Consider the following 20,714-nt stretch of genomic DNA (forward strand, 5'->3'; position numbering starts at 1 on the left):
GTTCGATATACAGATACTAAAGTATGGTTTTACAGCAGACCCAACTGGCGGGCACGCGCTACGGCTTCAGTCCGCCGTTTCACCTGCAGTTTGTCAAAGATTATCCGGTTATGCCCTTTAACCGTCGTTAACGCGATGAAGAGCCGTTCGCTAATTTCGCGATTCGAAAGCCCTTGGGCGATGAGGCGCAGCACTTCCAACTCCCGGTTGCTGAGCGGCTCAATCAGAAGCTTGCCGGCCTGAGCAGAACGACGATCCGGCTCGTCTTCTATTTCCAAGCCTTCCGCCTCCATTGCTGTCAGCAGCCTGCCTAGATCATTCGGCATGATGTCATAACCGGCTGCTTCGCGCAGTAGTCCTTTCATCGGAGCACCCTCGTCGAGAAAGGTACGGATGAAACCTTCAGATTCGGCCAATGCGAGCGCGTCCGCAAACCGTTTCACGGCCTTGATCTTGTCGCCATTTCCATGCAAAGCAATGGCCTGCAGAACCATAACTTTGAGCCGTTCATCCTCACGGTTGTTTGCTTCCGCCTGTCTTCGCAATGTTTCCAAAACATCCAGCGCAGCTGTTGGATGATCCTTGGCCAGATGCACCCGGGCCTTGCTGAATTGCAGCCCATACTGCTGCGCTAGCCGGTCAGCTTCTTCCACATCGCCCTGATGAAGCAAAATGAGCACCTGCACCTCTGCTATATGGGGTATCTGATTCAAAAAATGCTGCTGGCGGGCGGAACGATCGGCCCGAGCTAAAACAGCAGCCGCTTCGCGCCACTCTCCCAGCGCCAGCTTTAACTTTGCTAGAAACACCTCACAAGCTACCGCTCGATCCGTATCCTCAAACTGCTGTGCCAGTTGAAAAGCCCGCAGCGCGTACTGCTCGGCCGTATCCAAGTCATTCCACTCGTAGGCAATGCGCGCTAACCCCAGATACGCTTCGCAAGCAGCCGGCAGTGGCGGATCGCCAGCTAATCCAAGAACTTGTTGATAAGCCCCGGCTGCCGCACGAAGCTGATTGTCTGCTTCCCGTATGTTTCCCAAACCAAGCTCAGCCATAATGGTAATGATGAGATGACCGATCTTCCGGCTAATCGACAAGGCCTCAGAATATGCCAGGCCGGCCGCAGCGTGATCCCCCTGCAGCTGGTGCGCATATCCCAGCGACCACATTGTGGCTGCGCGGACAGGTAAATTGCCTTGATGAAGATGTTCAAGCGCAAGACGCGACTCGGCAAGAATCGTGTCCGCCTGATGCCTGCTGACAGCCAGCGCTGCCCGAATCGAGGCCATATGCCCTATTAGATCTGGAGTTTTCATGGCTTGTCCGGCGCCTTGCAGGGCATGTTCGGCCGCTTGCAGTTTTCGCTCAACCTCTTTCATTTGACCGGCCATCAGGAGCGCCGAAGCATGCATTACGTAAAGCGAGGGCCTTGCGTCCAGCTCCGTTTGCGGCAGCGACTCGAGCCAATTCAAAATAGGAGTGATCGCTCCGCGAAAAAGCAGAGGCATCCCTCCTCCTTCGATCAGGCGAACGGCGCGGTCAACGTCATGTGCGGCAGCGGCATGATGAAAAGCTTCCATGACTAAGCCATTGTCCTCATACCATGCACTGGCGCGGATATGCAATTCAGCAATGTCTGTTACACCTTTTTCTTTGTTCTGAATGATGCGTTGATGCAGCCGTTTCCGCAGCAAATCGGCAAAGAGATGGTGATAACGGTACCAATGCCGCATATTGTCCAATGGGACGATAAACAGGTTGGCGCGTTCGAGATACTCCAACATATCCTGCCCGAAACGGGAAGCGGCCTCTTGATTACCTGCTTCCATATGAAAAACAGCATCGCATAACGGGCCGGACAACCGGTCAAGTATCGACGTGTGCAGCAAAAAATCCTGAATGTTCACGGGTTGGGTTTGCAAAACCTCTTCAACCAAATAATCCATGACATGATGATGGCTGCCGGTAAAAGATTGGACGAACCCTGAGGCATCCGGATGCCCTTGCATCGAAAGCGCAGCCAGCTGCAAGCCGGCAATCCAACCTTCCGTCCGGGTTGCAAGCAGGACGATATCTTCTTCTGAAAGGCTCAATCCCATCACCGTTCCGAGGAACTCCGCTGTTTCGGAGGTCGTGAACCGCAAGTCATTGGTCCGCACTTCCGTCAACTCATCCCGGACACGCAGCCGGGCCAGAGGCAAATCGGGGTCCTGGCGGGTAACGATGACCAAATGCATCTGGGGCGGCATATGCTCGATCAGCCAAGCGACGGCATCATCCATCGTTTTGGAATCAACAACATGGTAATCGTCAAGAACGAGAATAAAAGGTTCCGGGGTCACCCCAATTTTTGGAAGCAATGCTGCCAAAATCATTTCCAACCGCAGCGGTCGGGAGGTTTGGAGCGTACCCAATATACCTTCTCCCGCATCAATCCCGACCTCCCTCATGGCAGCAAAAAGATATGTCAAAAAACGTACGGGATCACGATCCTCCTCATCCATTGACAGCCAAGCGGCTGGCCGCGGGCAGCCGGCAAGCCACTGGCTGACAAGCGTGGTTTTCCCGCAGCCTGGGGAAGCCGAAATAAGGGTCAATTTACGGCCCAGTCCATCATTGAGACGCCGAAGCAGGCGCAGGCGACGAACCATTTTTGATCGAAGCCGGGGAGTATATAGTTTTGTTGGTAAAATCGGTTCAAACATGATAACCACCATTCTTATGTTTCATTTGCGGCAGTTTATACGATCGCCAAAGCGCGCCGCATCATTTTTGCCTGGACAGGCTTTCTTCCCTTTCTTCAAGAGACATCAATGCATTTACGCTGTGGCTGAGAATGGCTCCGGGTAATATATCAACCTCTGTCAAACACTACTTCACCAATTTACGCAACACTTTAAAAAATAGATAGTCCATAGCTTTCGCTCTATAAGCGGTCTGGTTAAAGCTTCCGATCATATAAACGTCCAAATTGGGAAAATAAAGCATGCAGGCGCCGCTCGCCCCAAGATGTCCCCAGCCGATATATTTTTGGGTGACAGGAATAAAATGCATCCTCATCAGCCCGTAACCATAATCCATCCCGAACCGCATTCGATTCCAGCGCTGCATGGCATCCAACGTTTCCTTTTGAACGATCTGGTGGTTCACGAGCGCTTTGATGAAAATGAGCAAATCTTCCGATGTGGAAACGGTCTGGCCTCCGGCATAAAAGCCGCTGAAGCTGCGGTACTTTTCAACGTCGACTTCCAGCTTATCCACATACAGTTTCGCTGTGGGAAGTTCGCTTTTGACGGCAGGATCGGAATATTGGCATAAATAGGTGTGGTTCATCCGCAAGGGGCTAAATAAATATTCATGGAGCACTTCATGATATGGTTTGGAAGTAATATTTTCAATGATGAGGCCAAGGAGATTAAACCCTGTATCTGAATAGTGAACGCCTTTACCTGGAGGAAAATGGGGCTCTAAATGCTCATTCGACCAAAGAATGGTCTCTTCAGCCGTCCACAAACGCGAGGGATGTTCAAGCTGTTCTTTAAATACCGCTTGTCCCTGCTTTGATTTTTCTTCGAAATAATCAGGCAGCCCGGACGTGTTGCTTAACAAATGTTTGATCTGAATGTCGTATGTATAGTCTTTCCCTTTAAAAACATGAAGATCTTTAAGAATATGCGGAGGCAGATAATCGGCGATGGGATCATCGAATTTAACAAGTCCTTTTTCTGCCAGTATGGCAAAAAGAACAGAAGTGAAGGCTTTGCCTATGCTTGCCGTATGATAAGGTTGTGCAGGATTAGCCGGGACCCCGTCCGTCCTCCCCGCAGCGATTGGCCAGTGAATATCTCGCCTGTCCGAATGCACCAACAAAAACACATTATGAAGCCTCGGATCGGAAGCAACTCTATTTTCCAAATGCCTCTCGATCTCCCGCCTGACCTTTTCTTTTTCCATTTCGTTTAACCTCCCTTTTTTCCTCTCGTTATTTAGGAACGTTATAGCAAATATTATATAGTAGCTTATTCCGGAAATCTTTTAGCCATGTCAGTAAAGCACTTCATGAACGGTTTTCAGCCCCAATACGCCCCAAACAGGGCCATTTAAGAAACTTTTACCTTCGATGAAATGGCCTCGAAGTATGGCTCCATCCAAGGCTTTTTAGAGAAAGGAATCGGCTTGAGCACAGGCAAACAGGCCAAGCTGAAAAAAATGTATCTTGAGTAAGTTTGGGCGATTTATACGAATAGTTCAGGACAGGATAATATGAACAGAAATAAAGGACGATCTTTAATGGCAGCTGAGCCACTTGGGGATCGTCCTTCTTATGCTCGAAGTTCAACGTGTAGAGGCTGTTGCCGCCTTGTAAAGAGCAAAGAATCCCGAAAAACAGGTTTATTGGACTGCTTGCAGATGCTCCGCAAGACGATCCATTGTTTCCGTGAATCCTTGTTCCATCCCCATATCAATTACCTTTTGAAGTGCTTCGACGGAATCATATGCAGACCGGCTAACAAGTTTCGTTTTGCCTTCGAACTCTTCAAAGGTTAATGTGACCAGAGGTGCCGGCATTCCTTCCGGTTCATTGCCCTCTGCATCAGAGAAGTAATCGATATATACGATTTTCTCCCCCTCAACGATCTCTCGGTATACCCCTTTGCCCCATGATTCGAATCCGTAGAAGTCGCCTTGATTTTGGTCGATGCACTTCATGCAATAATGCCAGCTGCCGCCTTCGCGAAAATCAATGTCGCACACAGGAAGGATCCATCCACGCGGTCCCCACCATTGTTTCAGATGCTCTGCTTCCGAGAACGCCTTGAACACAAGCTCCCGCTGCGCGTCAAAAATACGTTCGACAATAAATTCCTTGCCTTCTGCCTTCACTGTCATTTGCTTCGACATTCATATTCCTCCCAGAATTTATTCTTGATCTGAAATCTTGTCTTTGGTTTGCAGTTTCTGCAAATAAATATCCAATTGATCAAAACGTTCCTCCCACAACCGGCGATACGAATCCAGCCATTCGTCCAGCGCGTGGAAAGGTTCTGAACATAATTTATAATTCCGACGGTTGGCGACAGCCTGAACCTCAACAAGTCCAGCTTCCAATAGGACGCGGAGATGCTTGGAAGCTTGAGGCTGACGAAGATTCAAACGATCGGCGACTTCCCCTACAGTCAGGGGGCCGTCACGCAGAAGATTTACGATATTTAGACGATTGGGTTCAGCTAATGCACTAAATATTTTAATTTCCATGTTTCAAATGTTCCTTTAATCCTTCTATCATCACTCCAGAAAAGGCTGATTTCCGATTTCAGCCGTTTTCACCTCATTTCAATGATTATTTCCATGCTATGATGTAAATATACCCTGTTCGGAATATTCCCGTCAAGGAATATTTATATTTTTAAATCACTAAGAACTTCTTCGTGTATTTTGAGGTACATCAAGCCGATCTTTATGGATCGTCTTTGCGTTTGACCGCCCTAAGACTGCAAAAATGAATGGATGATTTTTAAACGGACTTTATCGCTACCCTCCGCAATATACTAGGTATAGCCATTATGGCATTCAAATTTTACAAACCATATTGTGTCGGAGAGTATGAAGATGGGAGGCTGTATAATGGAAGGAAACAACACACATCGGGCAGATGATATGTCGGCAGCTATACATTCACAAACTGTTGGTGAACGGGGTCCCTTACTTGCACAGGACAATATTTTGCATGAGACGCTGGAAACCTTTATACATACCAAAATTTTAGAAAGGCCCGTGCACGAAAAAGGTTATGGCGCTTTCGGATACTTTCAGACCGTGCATTCCATGGCGGCATACACCAAGCTCTGCTTTCTGCAAACCGCTGGTCAACAGGTTCCTGTTACAGTAAGGTTTTCCTTGGCCGTGAGCACAAAAGGCACTCCGGATACTTCCCGCAATGTACGTGGATTTTCCACCAAATTTTATACGGAACAAGGTATTTTCGATCTGCTCTGCAACCATATCCCTGTGTTTGCCGTACGGGATGCCATACGCTTTCCGGAGTTTATTGAAGCCTTCCTGCCTTCGCCGAAAAACAACCTGGCCGATCCCGAACGGCTCTGGAGCTTCGCAGCCAGGACGCCGGAATCCATTCATTTTCTCCTCTGGATCTATTCCGACGTAGGCACGTTAAAAGACTTCCGCCACATGAAAGGTCATAGCGTGAGCACCTATGTCTGGAAAAACGAGCAAGGCGCCCGTACTTATGTGAAATATCACTGGATCCCTTTTGCCGGCGAGAAGTACATCGATCGTCACGAAGCGACCCGGTTGGCCGGCGCAGCTCCCGATATCGCGGGCAAGGAGCTATATGAATCAATCGCGGTGGGAAAAAACGTCGATTACGGGCTTTACGTGCAGCTGATGAATCCCGATGACGCGGCTAATCTTCCTTACGATCCGCTGGATGATACCAAACTCTGGGATGAACGGCAATATCCTTTGCAGCCGGTTGGGCGTCTGGTACTCGATCGCAATCCGGATAACTATATGGAGCAGGTGGAGAAAATAGCCTTTTCGCCATCCAATCTTCTGGAAGGAGCCGAGCTGTCGGACGATAAAATACTGCAGGGACGGGCCAATATATACTGGGATTCACAGCGCCGGCGGCTGGGACCGGATTTTCGCAAAATCCCGGTCAATCATCAGGAAAACTGGTCGCCCAATTCCCTTGTGACCAGCGGCAGCGGCCGTTATGTAGAGGGCCAACTCGTACGGTCCGGCCTGTCCAAAGCGGATGATTTTACGCAAGCCGGCCAGTTTTACCGCGCCCTTTCCGCTCCGCAGCAAGAACGTTTGGTGGATAACCTTGCTGCCGATCTTACAGGCATATCCCCTGAAACGCAGCGTATTGTCTTAAGTTATCTCTACAATGCATCGCCGGAGCTGGGAGATAGGGTTGCTAAACAAATTGGAAAATAATCGATACGGTATTACGGAATCACGGAAGACCGTTTTAACTTTGCAAATTCGGGTGGTAGGTTCCACTTAAAATAACCCCACAAAGAGTATCGGAAAGAAGTCCGACGCCTCTCACAGAGGGGCGCTTTTGCGAAGCAAAAGTACTGAGAGTATCGGAAAGAAGTCCGACGCCTCTCACAGAGGGGCGCTTTTGCGAAGCAAAAGTACTGAGAGTATCGGAAAGAAGTCCGACGCCTCTCACAGAGGGGCGCTTTTGCGAAGCAAAAGTACTGAGAGTATCGGAAAGAAGTCCGACGCCTCTCACAGAGGGGCGCTTTTGCGAAGCAAAAGTACTGAGTGACGTGTAGCCTTTGAAGCTTATTCCGATTACTTTACGGGGACCCCGGAAATTCAACCCCACAAAGTGACGCGTGAACTTCGAAGCTTATTCCGATTACTTTGCGGGGACCCCGGAAATTCAACCCCACAAAGTGACGCGTGAACTTCGGAGCTTATTCCGATTACTTTGCGGGGACCCCGGAAATTCAATCCCACAAAGTGACGTGTGAACTTCGAAGCTTATTCCGATTACTTTGCGGGGACCCCGGAAATTATACTTTTTGATATGTTTAAAAAGCCCCACTCTTTGGGTGACGAGTCCGAGACAAACACGATCCCCAAAGATCAGGGCTTTTTCTATTTTCATATTCAACATTCGTTATTTCGAAATCATATGTTCACGGTTTGAGTCCTCCGTAATGATCGCGAAGACGTTGTAAATGTAGATATGTCAGCGCTCGCTTGGATCGTGGAAATCAGGTGCCACACATATCAGTCCTTCGTATTAGGAGCTGACGTGATGATAAAATTTCGGAGCGGTTTTTCTGATTTCATCAGAGTAACTGGCGTCGCTGTCACGGCAGCTTGTCCGGTTGATCAAGACTTATACTCTCGGACAAGATCTTGCAGAGCTTGCCTCACATTGCCATGGAATAGACCTCCATGATAGCAAATGATCCGTTCAATCTCGAAATCCAGCAGCCTCCGAACAGAGCTGACAGCCGCCTCCATATCCATTGTGAATTGGGGATTAGCGATGTTTAATTTCCCGTGCTCGAGTACTACGGCATCTCCCGCGATTAACGTTTTACTGGATGGTAGATACAATGATATATGGCCGGGCATATGCCCAGGCGTATGGACAATCTGAATGCCGCCGCACCAGGGCAGACATTCGTCGTTTATAACTGTTTGGTCGACAGGGGCCGGCTCAATGCTTGCCAAAAATCGAATAAATTGCTCTGCTTGGTTTTTGGCTTCGTCCTGCAGTTCCCCTAAAGTGGATTTTGCCTGTTCAATCCTTAATGATGTCTTCGCGCCCTCTATATATGGTTTTTCCAGCTCATACGCGATAATCGTGATATGAGGATACGCGCGCTTGATTTCAGCCAGCGAACCGATATGGTCCATATCATGGTGCGTTACGATTAACTTGGTAATGGATTCGAAGGAGATTCCCTTTTGTTGTACCGCCTTTTCAAGATAAGGGAGAAAGTTCGGGTAACCGCAGTCAACGAGAATGTTCTCTTGTTCGTCCTGAATGAGGACGGGCGTGATGATCTGATTTTGGCCGTTATGCTCAAACTCAATATCGAGTAATTGACAGTTATTCATATGTGTTCCTCCTGTTGGCGTTTAGCAAAGAATTTCTTTCAACTTAGTTTTACTTCTACGGTTAAGCAAAAGAACCCTTTAGTTATCTTCATTTTCATCTCACACTGTGAACAGATCAGGGATTTCATTTTCACTTCTATATCACACTGTGAATAGACCAGCGGTTTCATTTTCACTTCCATATCGCACTGTGAAAAGATCAGCGGTTTCATTTTCACTTCCATAGCGAAAATATACATTAACAAACTGGTATTTATATGAGCATTTTGCAAAAATCCAAGGAGCGACTTTCAATCAGCAATATATAGAGCGAAACGGTTTAGTTCGACTATATATTGTACCCCGGAGCGGTTGGAATCGAATTTTGCAAAAATCCTGATATAAATTATATTATGCGAAATATGTATTGTTCCAAGTTGTCGGGGATGGTAAAATATGCCTAGTTTTGTCGCAATAAAATCTGATTTGAGGGAGCAGGTAAAATAATGTATAAAATTTCGGGAGGATACATGAAAAAAATAATATTATCTTTTTACTGCATTATCTTTATTTTTAGTTTTATCGAATTGGGTCATGGCGGCTCAAAAGCTGTAGCTGCTATGAGTTACAACGGGCATTGGAGATCCTACCATCACGTTGGTAAATATGATTTAGACGAAATTAATCTATATATGAAATCCAGCGGGAACAAAGTTCTAGTTGAAATAACCAGCGATTATTTCCTTCCTGAATCAAGGGACGGAATTGGCCAAATGCAGGGCAGTTCTATCGAGGAAGAAGTTTTCTTTAATTCAAGGGGCCTGGCTGTATTTAAATACAAAGATGAACACAATAATGGACAAATGACCATTCAAGTTCAAAATGATGGCGCAAAGATAACTTGGAATGGTGAAGAAAAGTCAGAACATTCTTTTCCAAAAGGTACCTTCAAGCTATATAAGGAAATTGCTCCTGGATCAAATGAAATGAAGAAAATAGGAACATTCTTAAGCAACTTCACTGAATTGCACTTTAAACGTCTCAATTCGGGGAATTTAAATTACAGCGATCTCATATATTTTGGCGTTTTGCATAATTTCGAGAATAATTACGCATCGACCGTTTCCAACTCCGGTGGCGGCAAATTATTCATATCAAAAAGCAGCGTCGAACAATCGATATACAAATACTTCAATATTAAATTCAAGAACCATAAAACAGTGCAGGGTTTTAAATTCAATGGAAAAGGTTATGTGTTCGAAGGAGCATCAGGAGCTCCGATCGACTATGTAAAAGCATTGAATGTGTACGACATGGGCTCAAATAAATTGGTGATTTACGGCGAATTATATAATCCCGACAATCCTGCTGCAGGTACTTATGGCAGTGTAGATGCCGTTATAAAAAAAGTTACCGAGGGGAATAAAACAAGGTATGTACTTGATGCATTATCGGTAAAGAATTAAGGGTTAACAGAATGTCTATGCTCTATGGAGCATAGAGAGTCGAACTAACCTTATCGCTGCCGAGACGCTCTCTATTGCGCGGGTAAGTTAACCACTCACTTATGGGGGCATCGAGCATTAAGCACCTCGATATCAAGTGAAGGACATCCCGAAACATAGCCGCCTATTTCACGGTAAGACTTATCAACTCATAATTGTAGTATTCATGACAATTGAGTATACTCTAACCAAAATTGTTTCGGCGTGAAGCACTTGCCGCTTTAATACAAGCATCCGTTTATGGTTGCCGTATTGGAGCGGCTTTTTGTTGTCGATGAAGGGAGAAATCAGCAATGAGCTTATTTACGAAAACTTATGAGGAATGGCTGCACAGAAACATTGCGGACGAAAAAAATCCAAGACGACGCGAGCTCCTTGAGAAAGGATTGACCCACAGTACCATGGAGTTTCTTCGATCCTGTTGGTATCCGGCAGTCGGAAATTTGGATTATCTGTACCCCGAATGGGAGGTAAGAGATATGAACAATGCCGTGCGTTACCTCGATTTAGCTTATATGCCGGGAGGGGCCAAGGGTTGCATTGAAATCCAAGACTATCGATCCCACGCAAGAGATATCGGTGTTACACGATTCAAGGATCTGTGCAAAAAACACTCCATGCTTGCCCTCGACGACTGGACTCTACTTACCGTTGCTTATCTCTCCATAGTCGAAGAACCCGAGTTTTGCAAAAAACTTGTTCTGGCCTTTGTCGGAAAATTCGTGTCGACCCCTTTGGCATCCGGCTTGGATTGGGCTGAAGCTGAAACGCTGCGGTTCGCCCGCCGATTGCTGCATTCTTTTTCGGCCGATGAATTGGCTAGTCACCTTCGCCTTTCCGACCGCCACACTCGGCGCATCTTGCATGGACTGGTCGAACGAAATCTGTTGATGGTGGCCAGCGGGAAACAGCGATATCGGACATATCAACTTCGTTGGGATCACAAGAATTGAATGGCGAGGGACGCTAACGGAGACTGTGGTACATTCGATATCGCACATGTTACAGATCTACACAGGGGACATGATGCAGATTCGCACAAAGGACGCGGATTCAGATTTCGTACACGGGACACGATGTAGATCCATACAAAGGACGCAGATGCGATCCACACTAAGGACATGTTACACACCCGCTCGAATGACGCGATACAAAGTCATACAAAACTCTAACGGACACAGCGGCCGCTATGGAGGGCAATTTCGGTCATTTTGATTTCTAACGGACACAGATGCAGCTATTTGGTGAAAAAGACCCCTTTTGGCGGTGTTTCGGAGCAAATAAGCGCTGTGGTGTCCGTTAGAATTTCAAAACGACTGTTTTTAGCCAGTTAACGGCCGTGATGTCCGTTAGAAGCTCACATGACCTCACGGTCACCACCAACGATGAAAATGTTATGAGTTTTGTCTCAAAACGCAAAAGCTATTTTTGTATAAACATAACAAACAAAAAACCCCGCTCGAATGAGTGAGGTTTTCGTTTGTTATGGAGCCTATTCTATACTTTTTAAGGATTCAATCATATTAATTTTGGTCACCTTTCTCCTAAGCAGTAAGTTAGAGAAAATAGTAAGCAAGAACGCAAAAATGACAGAAATCAACATGATAAAAATAGTTAATTTATCTGGGATTTGTTGATGGGTACTCGACAGTGCCTTTACAACAATTGCATAAAAATTGACGCTTATCGGTAAAGCTACAATGACCGCAAATGTGGTGATTATAATGTTTTCAAAAAATATTAGCCGGTTTATTTTATTTTTTCGATAGCCCAATACCTTAAGCGTTGCAAGCTCGCGATTCCTTTCATAAATGTTGATGGAAGATATCGTATATATGGCGCCAAAGGAGAGTACGACGGCACAAATGATAAACATAATAAACATAAAACTGTTTTGTTTCAAAGTATATTGAGCTGCTTTCTTTAGATCGGCCTTATCTGCAATTGTATCTACATGATGATCTTGTTCAAAGAAGTTGCGAACGCTTATAAGATCTGTCGGGCTGTTGGCTTCAACTAGAAGCGAGGTTGGACTGTAGCCGATGTCAAAGCTCTTTAAATAGGCTGGCGTGATATAAAACGACGGATTCGTATACTGTGTAGATATGTTTAAAACCTTCATGTCCACAGATTTATTTTTAAGCTCTGGCGCTGTGAACTTTATTTGGATGATATCCCCTTCTGAAATATGATATTTGTCGGCGTATGATTGGGGTACCAGCACACCATTATTTTCTAAAGATAGTCGGTTGTCATTTTTGTCAAAGAAATGAATGAGATTGTTTTCTTTTTCCGTAACAACTAAAGTGGCGTTTTCTTTTTCACCCTTTTTGATGAATTCAACAGGAAAGGTGGATGTAAAATAACTATTTTTAATGCCGGAGGGTAGTTGTAACGTATCGGAAGATGTGCCCAGCTTAAAATCTACTCTTATATCATACGTATAAACATCTTCAATTTGGTTCGCTATTTTGATCAAGGACGATTGAGTGGCCAAAGCCGTTATCAATAACACCGTACTTACAACAATACCAATTGAGCTCGCTAAAGCTTTTTGTTTATTTAAAAATATATTTCTCAAAATGAGTTTGTAACTGTAGGAAATACGATTCCAAAGACCTGGAATTCTTTCTATTAACAGCTTTTTCATTTTCTTAGGCGGTTTAGGACGCATAGCCTGAGCCGCACGTTCTTTTAATATCGTTCTTCCACTCAAGTAACAAGACAGAAGTCCAAAAGCGCTAGAAAAAATGATGGAAGGAATGAGCGAATACCAAGAAAGTGAGAATGTAATGCCGGGCAAAGTGTAGGACTTTGCACTCGACGCCGTTACTAATGGAATAAATATTAGAGCAGCCGCGATACAGCCTATGATTGAGCCCGCTATACCTACCAACACAGGGTATCCCATGTAATGAAGCATGATGTTTCGGTTCTTTACACCCAAAGCCTTCATGATACCTACTTGATTTCGCTCAGAATCGATCGTCCTCGACATGGTAAGAAACAGGATAACAGCGGAGATCAAAAAGAGAACCAGGGGTATAACTTTACTCATCATACTATTGTTATATATCGTTTGTTTTATTTGAGAATAACCGTAAGTCCGTTCCTTACTTATTTGGTCTAAATAAGGAAGGTGTTTGGATTGTCCTTCAATGGATTTGCCCAATTGGTCAATATCGTAACCTTCTTGAGCATCAATCATGATTTCATTATAGTAAAAGCCGTCCAGGATTTCAGGTATGGTCTCTTCGGCAATATAAGCGATTCCTTGGGTTTTATGGTCTTGTGTGGGGTTCTTTTTTAAATATTCCACATTCTCGCCCAAGCCGCTAATGGTAAACGTAACATCTCTTCCATTCGTATGGATACGGATTTGATCGCCGACCTGATAGTGATGTTCTTTTGCATAATGGGAATCTAAGAGGATTTCATCCTTTTTTGACGGGATACTGCCCTCAATGATCGTAGGCGTATTGATTTCATTGTTTACAGGGATCGAATGAATTTTTAATGAGGCTTTGTAATCTTTAAAGACTTGCGTGGCATCAAAGGTATAGCGTCCTTCTATTTTATGTATACCTTTAACTTTGCTTAAACCAGCCACATCGTCTTTGGATATTTGACTGTAATATACATTTAAGTCGCTTAAATTATGTTCTTTAAAGTAAGCCTCAGAAAAAGTACGATGCTTATTGCTATAACTATTCAGCCCCGCATAGAAAAAAGCGCCTACTGCGACAACCAAAGCTAAGGCTATGAATTGAACGGGCGATCGTTTAATACCCCTTAATAATTTCGAGAATAATTTCATAATTACCACTCAATCCCTTCAACGCTTTGTTTCTCATCATTCATCGTGACGCTCTCGATCATCCCGCTTTTCACCTTTATAATTTTATCGGCCATAGGAGCAATGGCGGAATTATGGGTGACCAGAACGACGCACTTGTTCGTTTCCCTGTTCAAATCTTGAAGAAGCTTTAAGACGGACTTGCCTGTCACATAATCCAAAGCTCCGGTTGGTTCATCACAGAGTAAAAGTAAAGGATTTTTGGCAACGGCTCTAGCTATGGCAACTCTTTGTTGTTCTCCTCCGGAAAGCTGGGAAGGGAAGTTTTTGATCCGATCGGTTAATCCGACTTTATGTAAAATGTCTTTAGCATCCAGATGGTTTTTGCATACTTCCGTGGCAAATTCAACATTTTCCAGCGCGTTTAAATTCGGAATTAAGTTATAAAATTGAAATACAAAGCCAACTTTCTCACCGCGATAATCGGTCAATTTTTTTTCGCTCAAACTTGTTATTTCTTGATCGCCAACAAACACTTGACCTGAGGTAGGCGTATCCATGCCGCCAAGTATATTCAAAATCGTACTTTTACCGGCGCCGCTTGCTCCCAGAATAACGACGAATTCTCCCTCCGATATAGAAAAATCCACACCGTTAAGGGCCTTGATTGGCACTTCTCCTACTTTGTATTCTTTCGTAACTCCTTTGAATTCGATTAGCTTTTTCACTTATTACATCTCCCCCGTATTGCATTTATTGAATTTTCGAAAGTTCTCTTCTTTAGCAAGCCATTTCCGCTTCTAGTATGTCGGTATGTTACTCATGTAGCACACTATAATTCATGCCGGGATAATTGTCAATTATAGATCGTACGTTCGGGATATTCCTTCATGACTTATCAGGTTGCCCCCCGTAAATTGTCCCGATGACCGTTCAAACTGTCCTGCTTCCGTTTCAATGCTGATCGTCCCGCCCGGAAATTCATCCAACGGGTCACCTTTCTATGGCCGAACCATCGGATATTGACAATTGTTTGCGCATTAAATATGTTATGTTAGATAGGCGCTATCAAAAAAATAATAGGGTGCGGTCAAGAAAAAGGCTGTTATTTTCCTAATCGCGCCCGGGTAACACACTAATATGATGAATGGTGAGGCAATGAACATCACATTCGACGATAAGCAACCGATTTTTCAACAGGTAGCCGATATAATTGAGGACGACATTCTAAAAGGCACTTACCGTGTGGACGAGCAAATTCTTTCCGTGGCTCAATTATCTCAGCTGTTTGAAATCAATCCGGCAACCGTAGTGAAAGGAATCGGCCTGCTCGTAAATGAAGGTATTTTGTACAAAAAAAGAGGGCTCGGCATGTATGTCGCGACTGATGCGAACGAGAAAATTCAGATTAAGCGCAGAGATCGTTTCAACAAGGAACTGTTGTCCAATCTGCTGAATGAAGCCGACAAACTCGGGCTGACGACCGAAGATGTCATCGACATGATCAAACAGTTGAGAAAGGAATGAACGAACCGTGAGCATTGTATTAACTTGCGGTAATTTAAATAAAAAATACGGTCCGACTTACGCATTGCGGAATCTGGATCTGCAGCTGGAGGAAAACGTCATTTACGGTTTGCTCGGGCGAAACGGCGCCGGCAAAACGACGCTGCTTAACATGATCGCAGGCGGAATTTTTCCGGACTACGGCACAATTGAGGTAAGGGGAAAAAAGCTGGGCAGAGGAGAACTTCCGAAGGATTTCTGTTATGTACGCGAGAAAAACAAGTATTTCGGAGGAGCGCGGGTTGTCGAGATTTTGCAGTATGCTGCGAATTTTCATCCAAATTGGGACTGGACGTTCGCTCATGAGCTGCTGCAAACGTTTCAGCTCGATCCGCATAAAAAAATCAGACAGCTTTCAAGAGGCACGGAATCGATCGTAGGAAATATCATCGGTCTCGCCAGCCGCGCGCCACTGACGTTATACGACGAGCCGGTGCTCGGACTCGATGTATTGATGCGGGAAAGATTCTATAAATCGCTTCTGGAGGATTACGCCAATCACCCCCGGACGATTTTACTGTCTACCCATTTGATTGACGAAATCGCCCCGGTCGCCGAAAAAGTTTATATCATTGAAGCCGGCTCCCTCCTGCTTCATGATGAGATGGAGCAGATACGAATGGCAGCTTACCTGATCCGGGGAAATTCGGAAGCAGTGGCTTCGTTTACAGCCGAAAAGCGAGTATTACATACGGAAACCTATGGCCGCGGTACACTTGCCGCTATATACGAAAAGTTGGACGATGGGGACATGCAACAGGCACGCGAGCTGGACATTTCGATTGAAAATCTGACGCTTCAAAAGTTTTTCTCGTATTTGATCGAAGGAGGACACTAAGTTGGGTTCATTGGTCGTTCATTTCAAGGCAACCTATTTGCAAATGCGGATTTACATCTGGAGCATCATTATTTTTATCCTGCTTGGAAGGCTAACGCTTTTCGTTGTTAGTCTATTTATAGACTTGAGCCAAAGTAAAGGCCTTTCGGCCGGCAACATGCTGATTACCATCTTGCCCCTTATCGCTATCGTGCTGCCGCTCAGTTATTACAAGCGTATCGTACATTTGGGCGCAAGCCGGGAGCAATATTTTAAGGGGCTTCAATTCGTCTTTGCCATCTGGGCAGCAGCCATCGCTTTGTTCAATTGTTTATGGATTGTGTTTGAAGTGAATGTGCTTCGGACGTACACAAATACCGTTGATCTTATTAAAGCGTTTCATTGGGATGACTTTGGCTTGGCAGGTTCTTTTCTTTACCAAATCGCCTTTTATTTGATGGCGATGGCGCTGCTAAGCATGCTGGTCTCGGGTTACTACCGCCCTATCGGTTGGCTGCTGTGGGCGCTGCTCATTACGGCGATACCGGTCGGAACGGCGATTCCTTCGCTGCGCGTTCATGTCGTCTCTTTTTTCAAAGCACTGTTATTCAACGGCTCGCTGCTGGCAGGTGCCGGATTCAACCTTATGCTTTATGCAGTTTTCGTGGCCGGCGGCTGGTTTTTTACTAGGAGAAGAACGCATTGAATAGAAACGATTATCCGTGAGGAAGAGAATGCTGCACTGGACTTATACCTTTAAAATGGATGGATTAACCGCCTACAATGGGCGGTAGTTTTTTTTGTAAAATCAACAATTAGATTTGACATAGCCGACACAAAAAGAGATGGCAACTTTGCCACCTCAGTGAACGGCACTTTACATATACATATAGACCCGTGATATCGCTGCCACTCAAACGCTCTAAGCCATTACTAGTTTCATATGGTAAAATATACGAGTTGAATTCTCACAGTTTTATTTCCCTTATTTTTACATTAATATGAGGAATATAAATGCTAGTCTCGCTTTCATATCCAGAGTCTGTGCCAATATGAAGCCATAGATCACCTTTAGCATTTGTCTTAACAATAAATGGTCTGTTTTTGTTAGTGAATGTCTTTAACTCGTAGCGATCATCATCAGACTTAAGTTTTGCTAGATTACCAAGTAATAATGAATTTTTGCCGTCTTTGGCTTGATTGCCTTTATCAATATTCATCAAATAAAAACCATCTTTATTGATCTGGGATTTAGGTTCTTGTGTGGTTACTCCGGCTTTCACGTACACACTTTCCCCTGGTGCGCCGCCTACCCCTATAAGACCGCTGCTAACGTTTGTAGCTATTCCAAAGTCAAATGTCACGCTATAGGTAGTATTTGGTTTTAGTTTTGTGCTTTTGAGCAAGTTTTTCTTCACAAACATAAACAAGTCATCACTGCGGTTAACACCACTTAAAAAGAGCGCGCTATTCTTGTTCTTTAACTCTTTAGGTATTGGCTTAAGTGAATAATTAAGTTTATATATGGATTTGTCTTTCTCTGGGTAATCCGCAAAGCCGCCAATCCAACCGTCAGTATTTTCATTAAACTTAGAAGTGATAGCCAGTTCTTTTCCCACTAGAAATTCAGATGTTAACTTTATTTTGGAAACATTCGAATCCTTGTTTAATAGTTCAATCTGCTTTTTAGTTAGTTTTGCTGAAAATCCTTCCATGCCTTTACTATAAATGAGTTCTTTATTTATTTTTCCGATTTTCTTTTCTAAGGCTGCGTACCCATTTTCACCAACATGAGAGTTAAAAATAACAATACAAGAAAACTTGTCAGAGACTTTCGCATTTTGTAACTTCGTATACAATCCATTAGAAATAAGCATTGGCTGAATAGAAACTTCATTCGAGGATTTTTTCTCAGCAGAAACGAGAGTATTCATATCGATCGAAGAAATAATCCCTCCAAATACAATAGTGGCTGCAAGAGTCATAGCTATTTTTTTTCGATGAATTGATTTCATGATTTTTCCCTACCTTTTTACTTTTTTTGTAATCCATATATCCAAAAGAGTTATATCGCTGCTTTGATCATCACCCATCGGTTCATCACTCGTCAGTTCACTTTAAAATGAACTTCCGGGTATTTTGTGGCCAGCTTCTCTAGCTCCAAGCTGTTGCCTCTCTGTTTCACATAGAGGTCAAAGAAAGCGAGACTGAATTCGTTAATGATACGATGAACGTAACGCGGATCTTCGCCCGGACTTCGTAATAAAGGCGACATCAGATGAAAATCAGTGAAGCTCGTATGATCCGTGTGAGGAATGACCAACGACATGCCGCCACCGGCAAGCGCACGTTTATTGCGAAGCTTCTCTTCCAGAGAATCTTCATCGGAATCGTCGCTCATCTCCGCACTCATAAGCAGAAACGGTTTGCCGATTCCCGAGTCTTTAATCGTTGACCCATATAACGTACCATCCATATCAATGGCTGCCTTGATGCGGGAGTCTTCCACCAGCATTTGAGCAGCGGTAGCTCCACCATAAGAATGCCCGAACATCCCAATTCGGGAGGTATCGATTCTTCCCGTAAAGCGGTCGTCTACATCGCCTCGGTTAAGCTTCTCTATTTGATCAAGCACAAAAGCGACATCATCCTTCCATAATTGGATATGGCGGTCTCTTTCGGGTAAATCACTCAAGTTAACCGACTGAAAGTAAGCCGTTCGACCATCCGGATAGACGGTAGCCGCAGCGTCATAGGCATGATCGATACTTACTACGATATAACCTTGACTCGCTAACTCCTCGACCTCAAACGTGTTTTGATTGCGAAAACCATTTAAACCATGGGAGAAGAGCAAAACGGGATATTGTTTCTCCGTATCTGACATCCGGGCATCCGTGAACGCATTCGTTTGCACCAAGCCCAGGTGGCTAAGCGTGAATGCCGGGATGGACAAATCTCCTTCCAGTCCCTTTGCGACTTCATGTGTATTGCGGAGATAAGGCTCGCGATCCCCCTCGCCTTGATCACCTGCAGGATAATAAATCTGAACCATCAGCTCGCGCCGATCTTTAGGATCTTTCGCAAACGGTTCTTCCCTTCGATCATCTACCCAATGATATAGCGTCGTCCCGACCGTAAATGGGCCGTTCGGCTTTTGAAATAAAGATACTGGCATGAGCGCAGGCAATGCGACGGCTACAGACAAATATATAAACAGCAGCAATGACTTTACCGCGACCGATACCCAGCTTCCGGCGTTTTTTTTCTGTTTCGTCAATAGATAGCACGCTGTCAATATAATTGGAGACAAATATGCCGGAATCATCTGCCAACGATAGCCTTCAGCGATAAGTTGTACGATAAGCACACAGTAGGCCACTGGCAAAGCGATGGCAAACCAGCGTTTTGTCCTCTTTCTTGTAAACAGTGTCCATCCCAGAAGGACGAAATTAACAACGATCAAACCGATCTCCCAAAATCTCATTGGATTCTCCCACCTGTCTTCATTTTCATCATCAATGGCATTTCGGTCAGAATGAATAAACAATTCATATGTACTGCCATTCTGTTTTCTTCCTCTGCTAGTTCTCTTTTGTACTAATAGTACCGAAAAGTTATTTTTGGTACAAACGTTATCAGTATAGCATCAATTGGCTCTAAGTGAATACACGAAAATAAAAAAGCTGAGAAGAACGGCAACCTGTAAGTATTGTTTTTCTCAGCTCTAACGAATGGAAGCTTAGTTCTACTTCATAATTCCATGCAATATGATATCTACCGTCATTGAAAGAGATTCTTGCACCGTAATTTGGCTGGAAGCTAAATTACGCTGATCGAAAATCGATTTCATTAACAAATTGAGGGTTTGGATCAGCGTTGGAATATGCGTCGGACGAAAATCACCATTATGGATGCCTTCTTCAATGAGGCTAGTAATTATATCCCACTCATCATTGATGGCTTGTTCCATTTCCCTCCATCGTTCGGGGTAGTACCGCCGAAGTTCGACCAGTAAGCGTACGTAGCTGTTCTGAAAATCATGAGGGACAATCAAAAGTATGCCTTTTAATTTTTCAGGTATGGTCAACTTCGAATCTTGGATGACCTCTCGAAAACGTCTTTCCGTTTCTTCGTTTACTTGCTGAACCACGTAACCTATAAGTTCGTCTTTGGACGGGAAATGCTCGTACAGCGTGCTTTTGCTTACACCTAAATCGCGCGCCAAATCACTCATTGTAAATTTGATTCCTTTTTCATGAAATAGCGCGATCGCAGTTTTGGCAATCCGTTCTTTCATCCTTAGTTCACCTCAAACCAAGATAACAAGAGTAGTACCCATAGATCCATTTATAGTACTTTAGGTACGAGGAAAGTTTAACTCTTTATCTCCTTGAGGTCAAATAAAAGCCGGGAATTTGCAACAACTTATAGT

Annotated in this window: 17 protein-coding genes; 7 read left to right on the top strand and 10 right to left on the bottom strand. The window is 44.5% G+C overall.

Annotated elements, in window-relative coordinates; translation table 11 throughout:
• Positions 1-29: 29 nt before the first annotated feature.
• A complete protein-coding gene (locus L6442_RS24690; RefSeq protein ID WP_212976917.1) occupies positions 30-2,705 on the bottom strand; it encodes a winged helix-turn-helix domain-containing protein in 2,676 nt (891 codons plus the stop codon).
• A 166-nt stretch (positions 2,706-2,871) separates the two neighbouring features.
• Positions 2,872-3,954, bottom strand: a complete 1,083-nt coding sequence (locus L6442_RS24695) for a serine hydrolase domain-containing protein (RefSeq protein ID WP_212976918.1) — start codon at positions 3,952-3,954, stop codon at positions 2,872-2,874.
• Between the two features lie 171 nt (positions 3,955-4,125).
• On the opposite strand from L6442_RS24695, the gene L6442_RS24700 reads away from it, so the two are divergent.
• Positions 4,126-4,224 (top strand): hypothetical protein, encoded by a 99-nt coding sequence (locus tag L6442_RS24700; protein ID WP_212976919.1) that lies wholly within the window; start codon positions 4,126-4,128, stop codon positions 4,222-4,224.
• 168 nt (positions 4,225-4,392) lie between these two features.
• Here the strand turns inward: L6442_RS24700 and L6442_RS24705 are convergent, their stop codons facing one another.
• Both L6442_RS24705 and L6442_RS24710 read right to left on the bottom strand, forming a co-directional pair.
• Positions 4,393-4,902, bottom strand: coding sequence for an SRPBCC domain-containing protein (locus L6442_RS24705; RefSeq protein ID WP_212976920.1), 510 nt, complete (start codon positions 4,900-4,902; stop codon positions 4,393-4,395).
• An 18-nt stretch (positions 4,903-4,920) separates the two neighbouring features.
• Entirely contained in the window at positions 4,921-5,256 is a 336-nt protein-coding gene (locus L6442_RS24710; protein ID WP_194235401.1) for an ArsR/SmtB family transcription factor, read from the bottom strand.
• A 369-nt stretch (positions 5,257-5,625) separates the two neighbouring features.
• Here L6442_RS24710 and L6442_RS24715 point away from each other — a divergent pair, with 369 nt between their 5' ends.
• Positions 5,626-6,963, top strand: coding sequence for a catalase (locus L6442_RS24715; RefSeq protein ID WP_237100070.1), 1,338 nt, complete (start codon positions 5,626-5,628; stop codon positions 6,961-6,963).
• Positions 6,964-7,878: 915 nt separating this feature from the next.
• Here L6442_RS24715 and L6442_RS24720 read toward each other — a convergent pair.
• Positions 7,879-8,616: an MBL fold metallo-hydrolase gene (locus L6442_RS24720; RefSeq protein ID WP_212976922.1), complete on the bottom strand. Its 738-nt coding sequence runs from the start codon at positions 8,614-8,616 to the stop codon at positions 7,879-7,881.
• 509 nt (positions 8,617-9,125) lie between these two features.
• Between L6442_RS24720 and L6442_RS24725 the strand changes: the two genes are divergently transcribed.
• Together L6442_RS24725 and L6442_RS24730 are read left to right on the top strand one after the other, a co-directional pair.
• Positions 9,126-10,061, top strand: a complete 936-nt coding sequence (locus L6442_RS24725) for a hypothetical protein (protein WP_237100071.1) — start codon at positions 9,126-9,128, stop codon at positions 10,059-10,061.
• Between the two features lie 332 nt (positions 10,062-10,393).
• Positions 10,394-11,053 (top strand): transcriptional regulator, encoded by a 660-nt coding sequence (locus tag L6442_RS24730; protein WP_212976923.1) that lies wholly within the window; start codon positions 10,394-10,396, stop codon positions 11,051-11,053.
• Positions 11,054-11,592: 539 nt separating this feature from the next.
• Here L6442_RS24730 and L6442_RS24735 read toward each other — a convergent pair.
• Positions 11,593-13,917, bottom strand: a complete 2,325-nt coding sequence (locus tag L6442_RS24735; protein ID WP_212976924.1) for an ABC transporter permease — start codon at positions 13,915-13,917, stop codon at positions 11,593-11,595.
• Between the two features lie 2 nt (positions 13,918-13,919).
• Positions 13,920-14,624 carry an ABC transporter ATP-binding protein gene (locus L6442_RS24740; protein ID WP_212976925.1) on the bottom strand — a complete coding sequence of 235 codons (705 nt, stop codon included), beginning with the start codon at positions 14,622-14,624 and terminating at the stop codon, positions 13,920-13,922.
• A 412-nt stretch (positions 14,625-15,036) separates the two neighbouring features.
• Between L6442_RS24740 and L6442_RS24745 the strand changes: the two genes are divergently transcribed.
• The 3 genes from L6442_RS24745 to L6442_RS24755 are packed head-to-tail and all read left to right on the top strand — an operon-like array spanning position 15,037 to position 16,985.
• Positions 15,037-15,423 (top strand): GntR family transcriptional regulator, encoded by a 387-nt coding sequence (locus L6442_RS24745; RefSeq protein WP_194229717.1) that lies wholly within the window; start codon positions 15,037-15,039, stop codon positions 15,421-15,423.
• A 7-nt stretch (positions 15,424-15,430) separates the two neighbouring features.
• Entirely contained in the window at positions 15,431-16,300 is an 870-nt protein-coding gene (locus tag L6442_RS24750; RefSeq protein ID WP_212976926.1) for an ATP-binding cassette domain-containing protein, read from the top strand.
• A gap of 1 nt (position 16,301) precedes the next feature.
• Positions 16,302-16,985: a hypothetical protein gene (locus tag L6442_RS24755; RefSeq protein WP_212976927.1), complete on the top strand. Its 684-nt coding sequence runs from the start codon at positions 16,302-16,304 to the stop codon at positions 16,983-16,985.
• A 262-nt stretch (positions 16,986-17,247) separates the two neighbouring features.
• On the opposite strand, the gene L6442_RS24760 is transcribed toward L6442_RS24755, so the two are convergent.
• The 3 genes from L6442_RS24760 to L6442_RS24770 form a co-directional block, all read right to left on the bottom strand.
• The gene (locus L6442_RS24760; RefSeq protein WP_212976928.1) at positions 17,248-18,294 is read right to left on the bottom strand and encodes a hypothetical protein; all 1,047 of its coding nucleotides are present in this window, start codon (positions 18,292-18,294) and stop codon (positions 17,248-17,250) included.
• Positions 18,295-18,386: 92 nt separating this feature from the next.
• On the bottom strand, positions 18,387-19,766 hold the full coding sequence (locus tag L6442_RS24765; RefSeq protein ID WP_212976929.1) for an alpha/beta hydrolase family protein: 1,380 nt from the start codon (positions 19,764-19,766) through the stop codon (positions 18,387-18,389).
• A gap of 261 nt (positions 19,767-20,027) precedes the next feature.
• Positions 20,028-20,579: a TetR/AcrR family transcriptional regulator gene (locus L6442_RS24770; protein WP_212976930.1), complete on the bottom strand. Its 552-nt coding sequence runs from the start codon at positions 20,577-20,579 to the stop codon at positions 20,028-20,030.
• Positions 20,580-20,714: the final 135 nt, after the last annotated feature.

Origin of the sequence: Paenibacillus azoreducens (assembly GCF_021654775.1) — a bacterium.
GTDB classification, from domain to species: Bacteria; Bacillota; Bacilli; order Paenibacillales; family Paenibacillaceae; genus Paenibacillus_AQ; species Paenibacillus_AQ azoreducens.

Bases quoted from the DNA above. Each gene is read 5' to 3' on its own strand.
- L6442_RS24735 (WP_212976924.1), bottom strand. From the start codon at position 13,917: ATGAAATTATTCTCGAAATTATTAAGGGGTATTAAACGATCGCCCGTT.
- L6442_RS24770 (WP_212976930.1), bottom strand. From the start codon at position 20,579: ATGAAAGAACGGATTGCCAAAACTGCGATCGCGCTATTTCATGAAAAA.
- L6442_RS24715 (WP_237100070.1), top strand. From the start codon at position 5,626: ATGGAAGGAAACAACACACATCGGGCAGATGATATGTCGGCAGCTATA.
- L6442_RS24720 (WP_212976922.1), bottom strand. From the start codon at position 8,616: ATGAATAACTGTCAATTACTCGATATTGAGTTTGAGCATAACGGCCAA.
- L6442_RS24690 (WP_212976917.1), bottom strand. From the start codon at position 2,705: ATGTTTGAACCGATTTTACCAACAAAACTATATACTCCCCGGCTTCGA.
- L6442_RS24695 (WP_212976918.1), bottom strand. From the start codon at position 3,954: ATGGAAAAAGAAAAGGTCAGGCGGGAGATCGAGAGGCATTTGGAAAAT.
- L6442_RS24725 (WP_237100071.1), top strand. From the start codon at position 9,126: ATGAAAAAAATAATATTATCTTTTTACTGCATTATCTTTATTTTTAGT.
- L6442_RS24765 (WP_212976929.1), bottom strand. From the start codon at position 19,766: ATGAGATTTTGGGAGATCGGTTTGATCGTTGTTAATTTCGTCCTTCTG.
- L6442_RS24730 (WP_212976923.1), top strand. From the start codon at position 10,394: ATGAGCTTATTTACGAAAACTTATGAGGAATGGCTGCACAGAAACATT.
- L6442_RS24710 (WP_194235401.1), bottom strand. From the start codon at position 5,256: ATGGAAATTAAAATATTTAGTGCATTAGCTGAACCCAATCGTCTAAAT.
- L6442_RS24745 (WP_194229717.1), top strand. From the start codon at position 15,037: ATGATGAATGGTGAGGCAATGAACATCACATTCGACGATAAGCAACCG.
- L6442_RS24700 (WP_212976919.1), top strand. From the start codon at position 4,126: ATGGCCTCGAAGTATGGCTCCATCCAAGGCTTTTTAGAGAAAGGAATC.
- L6442_RS24705 (WP_212976920.1), bottom strand. From the start codon at position 4,902: ATGTCGAAGCAAATGACAGTGAAGGCAGAAGGCAAGGAATTTATTGTC.
- L6442_RS24760 (WP_212976928.1), bottom strand. From the start codon at position 18,294: ATGAAATCAATTCATCGAAAAAAAATAGCTATGACTCTTGCAGCCACT.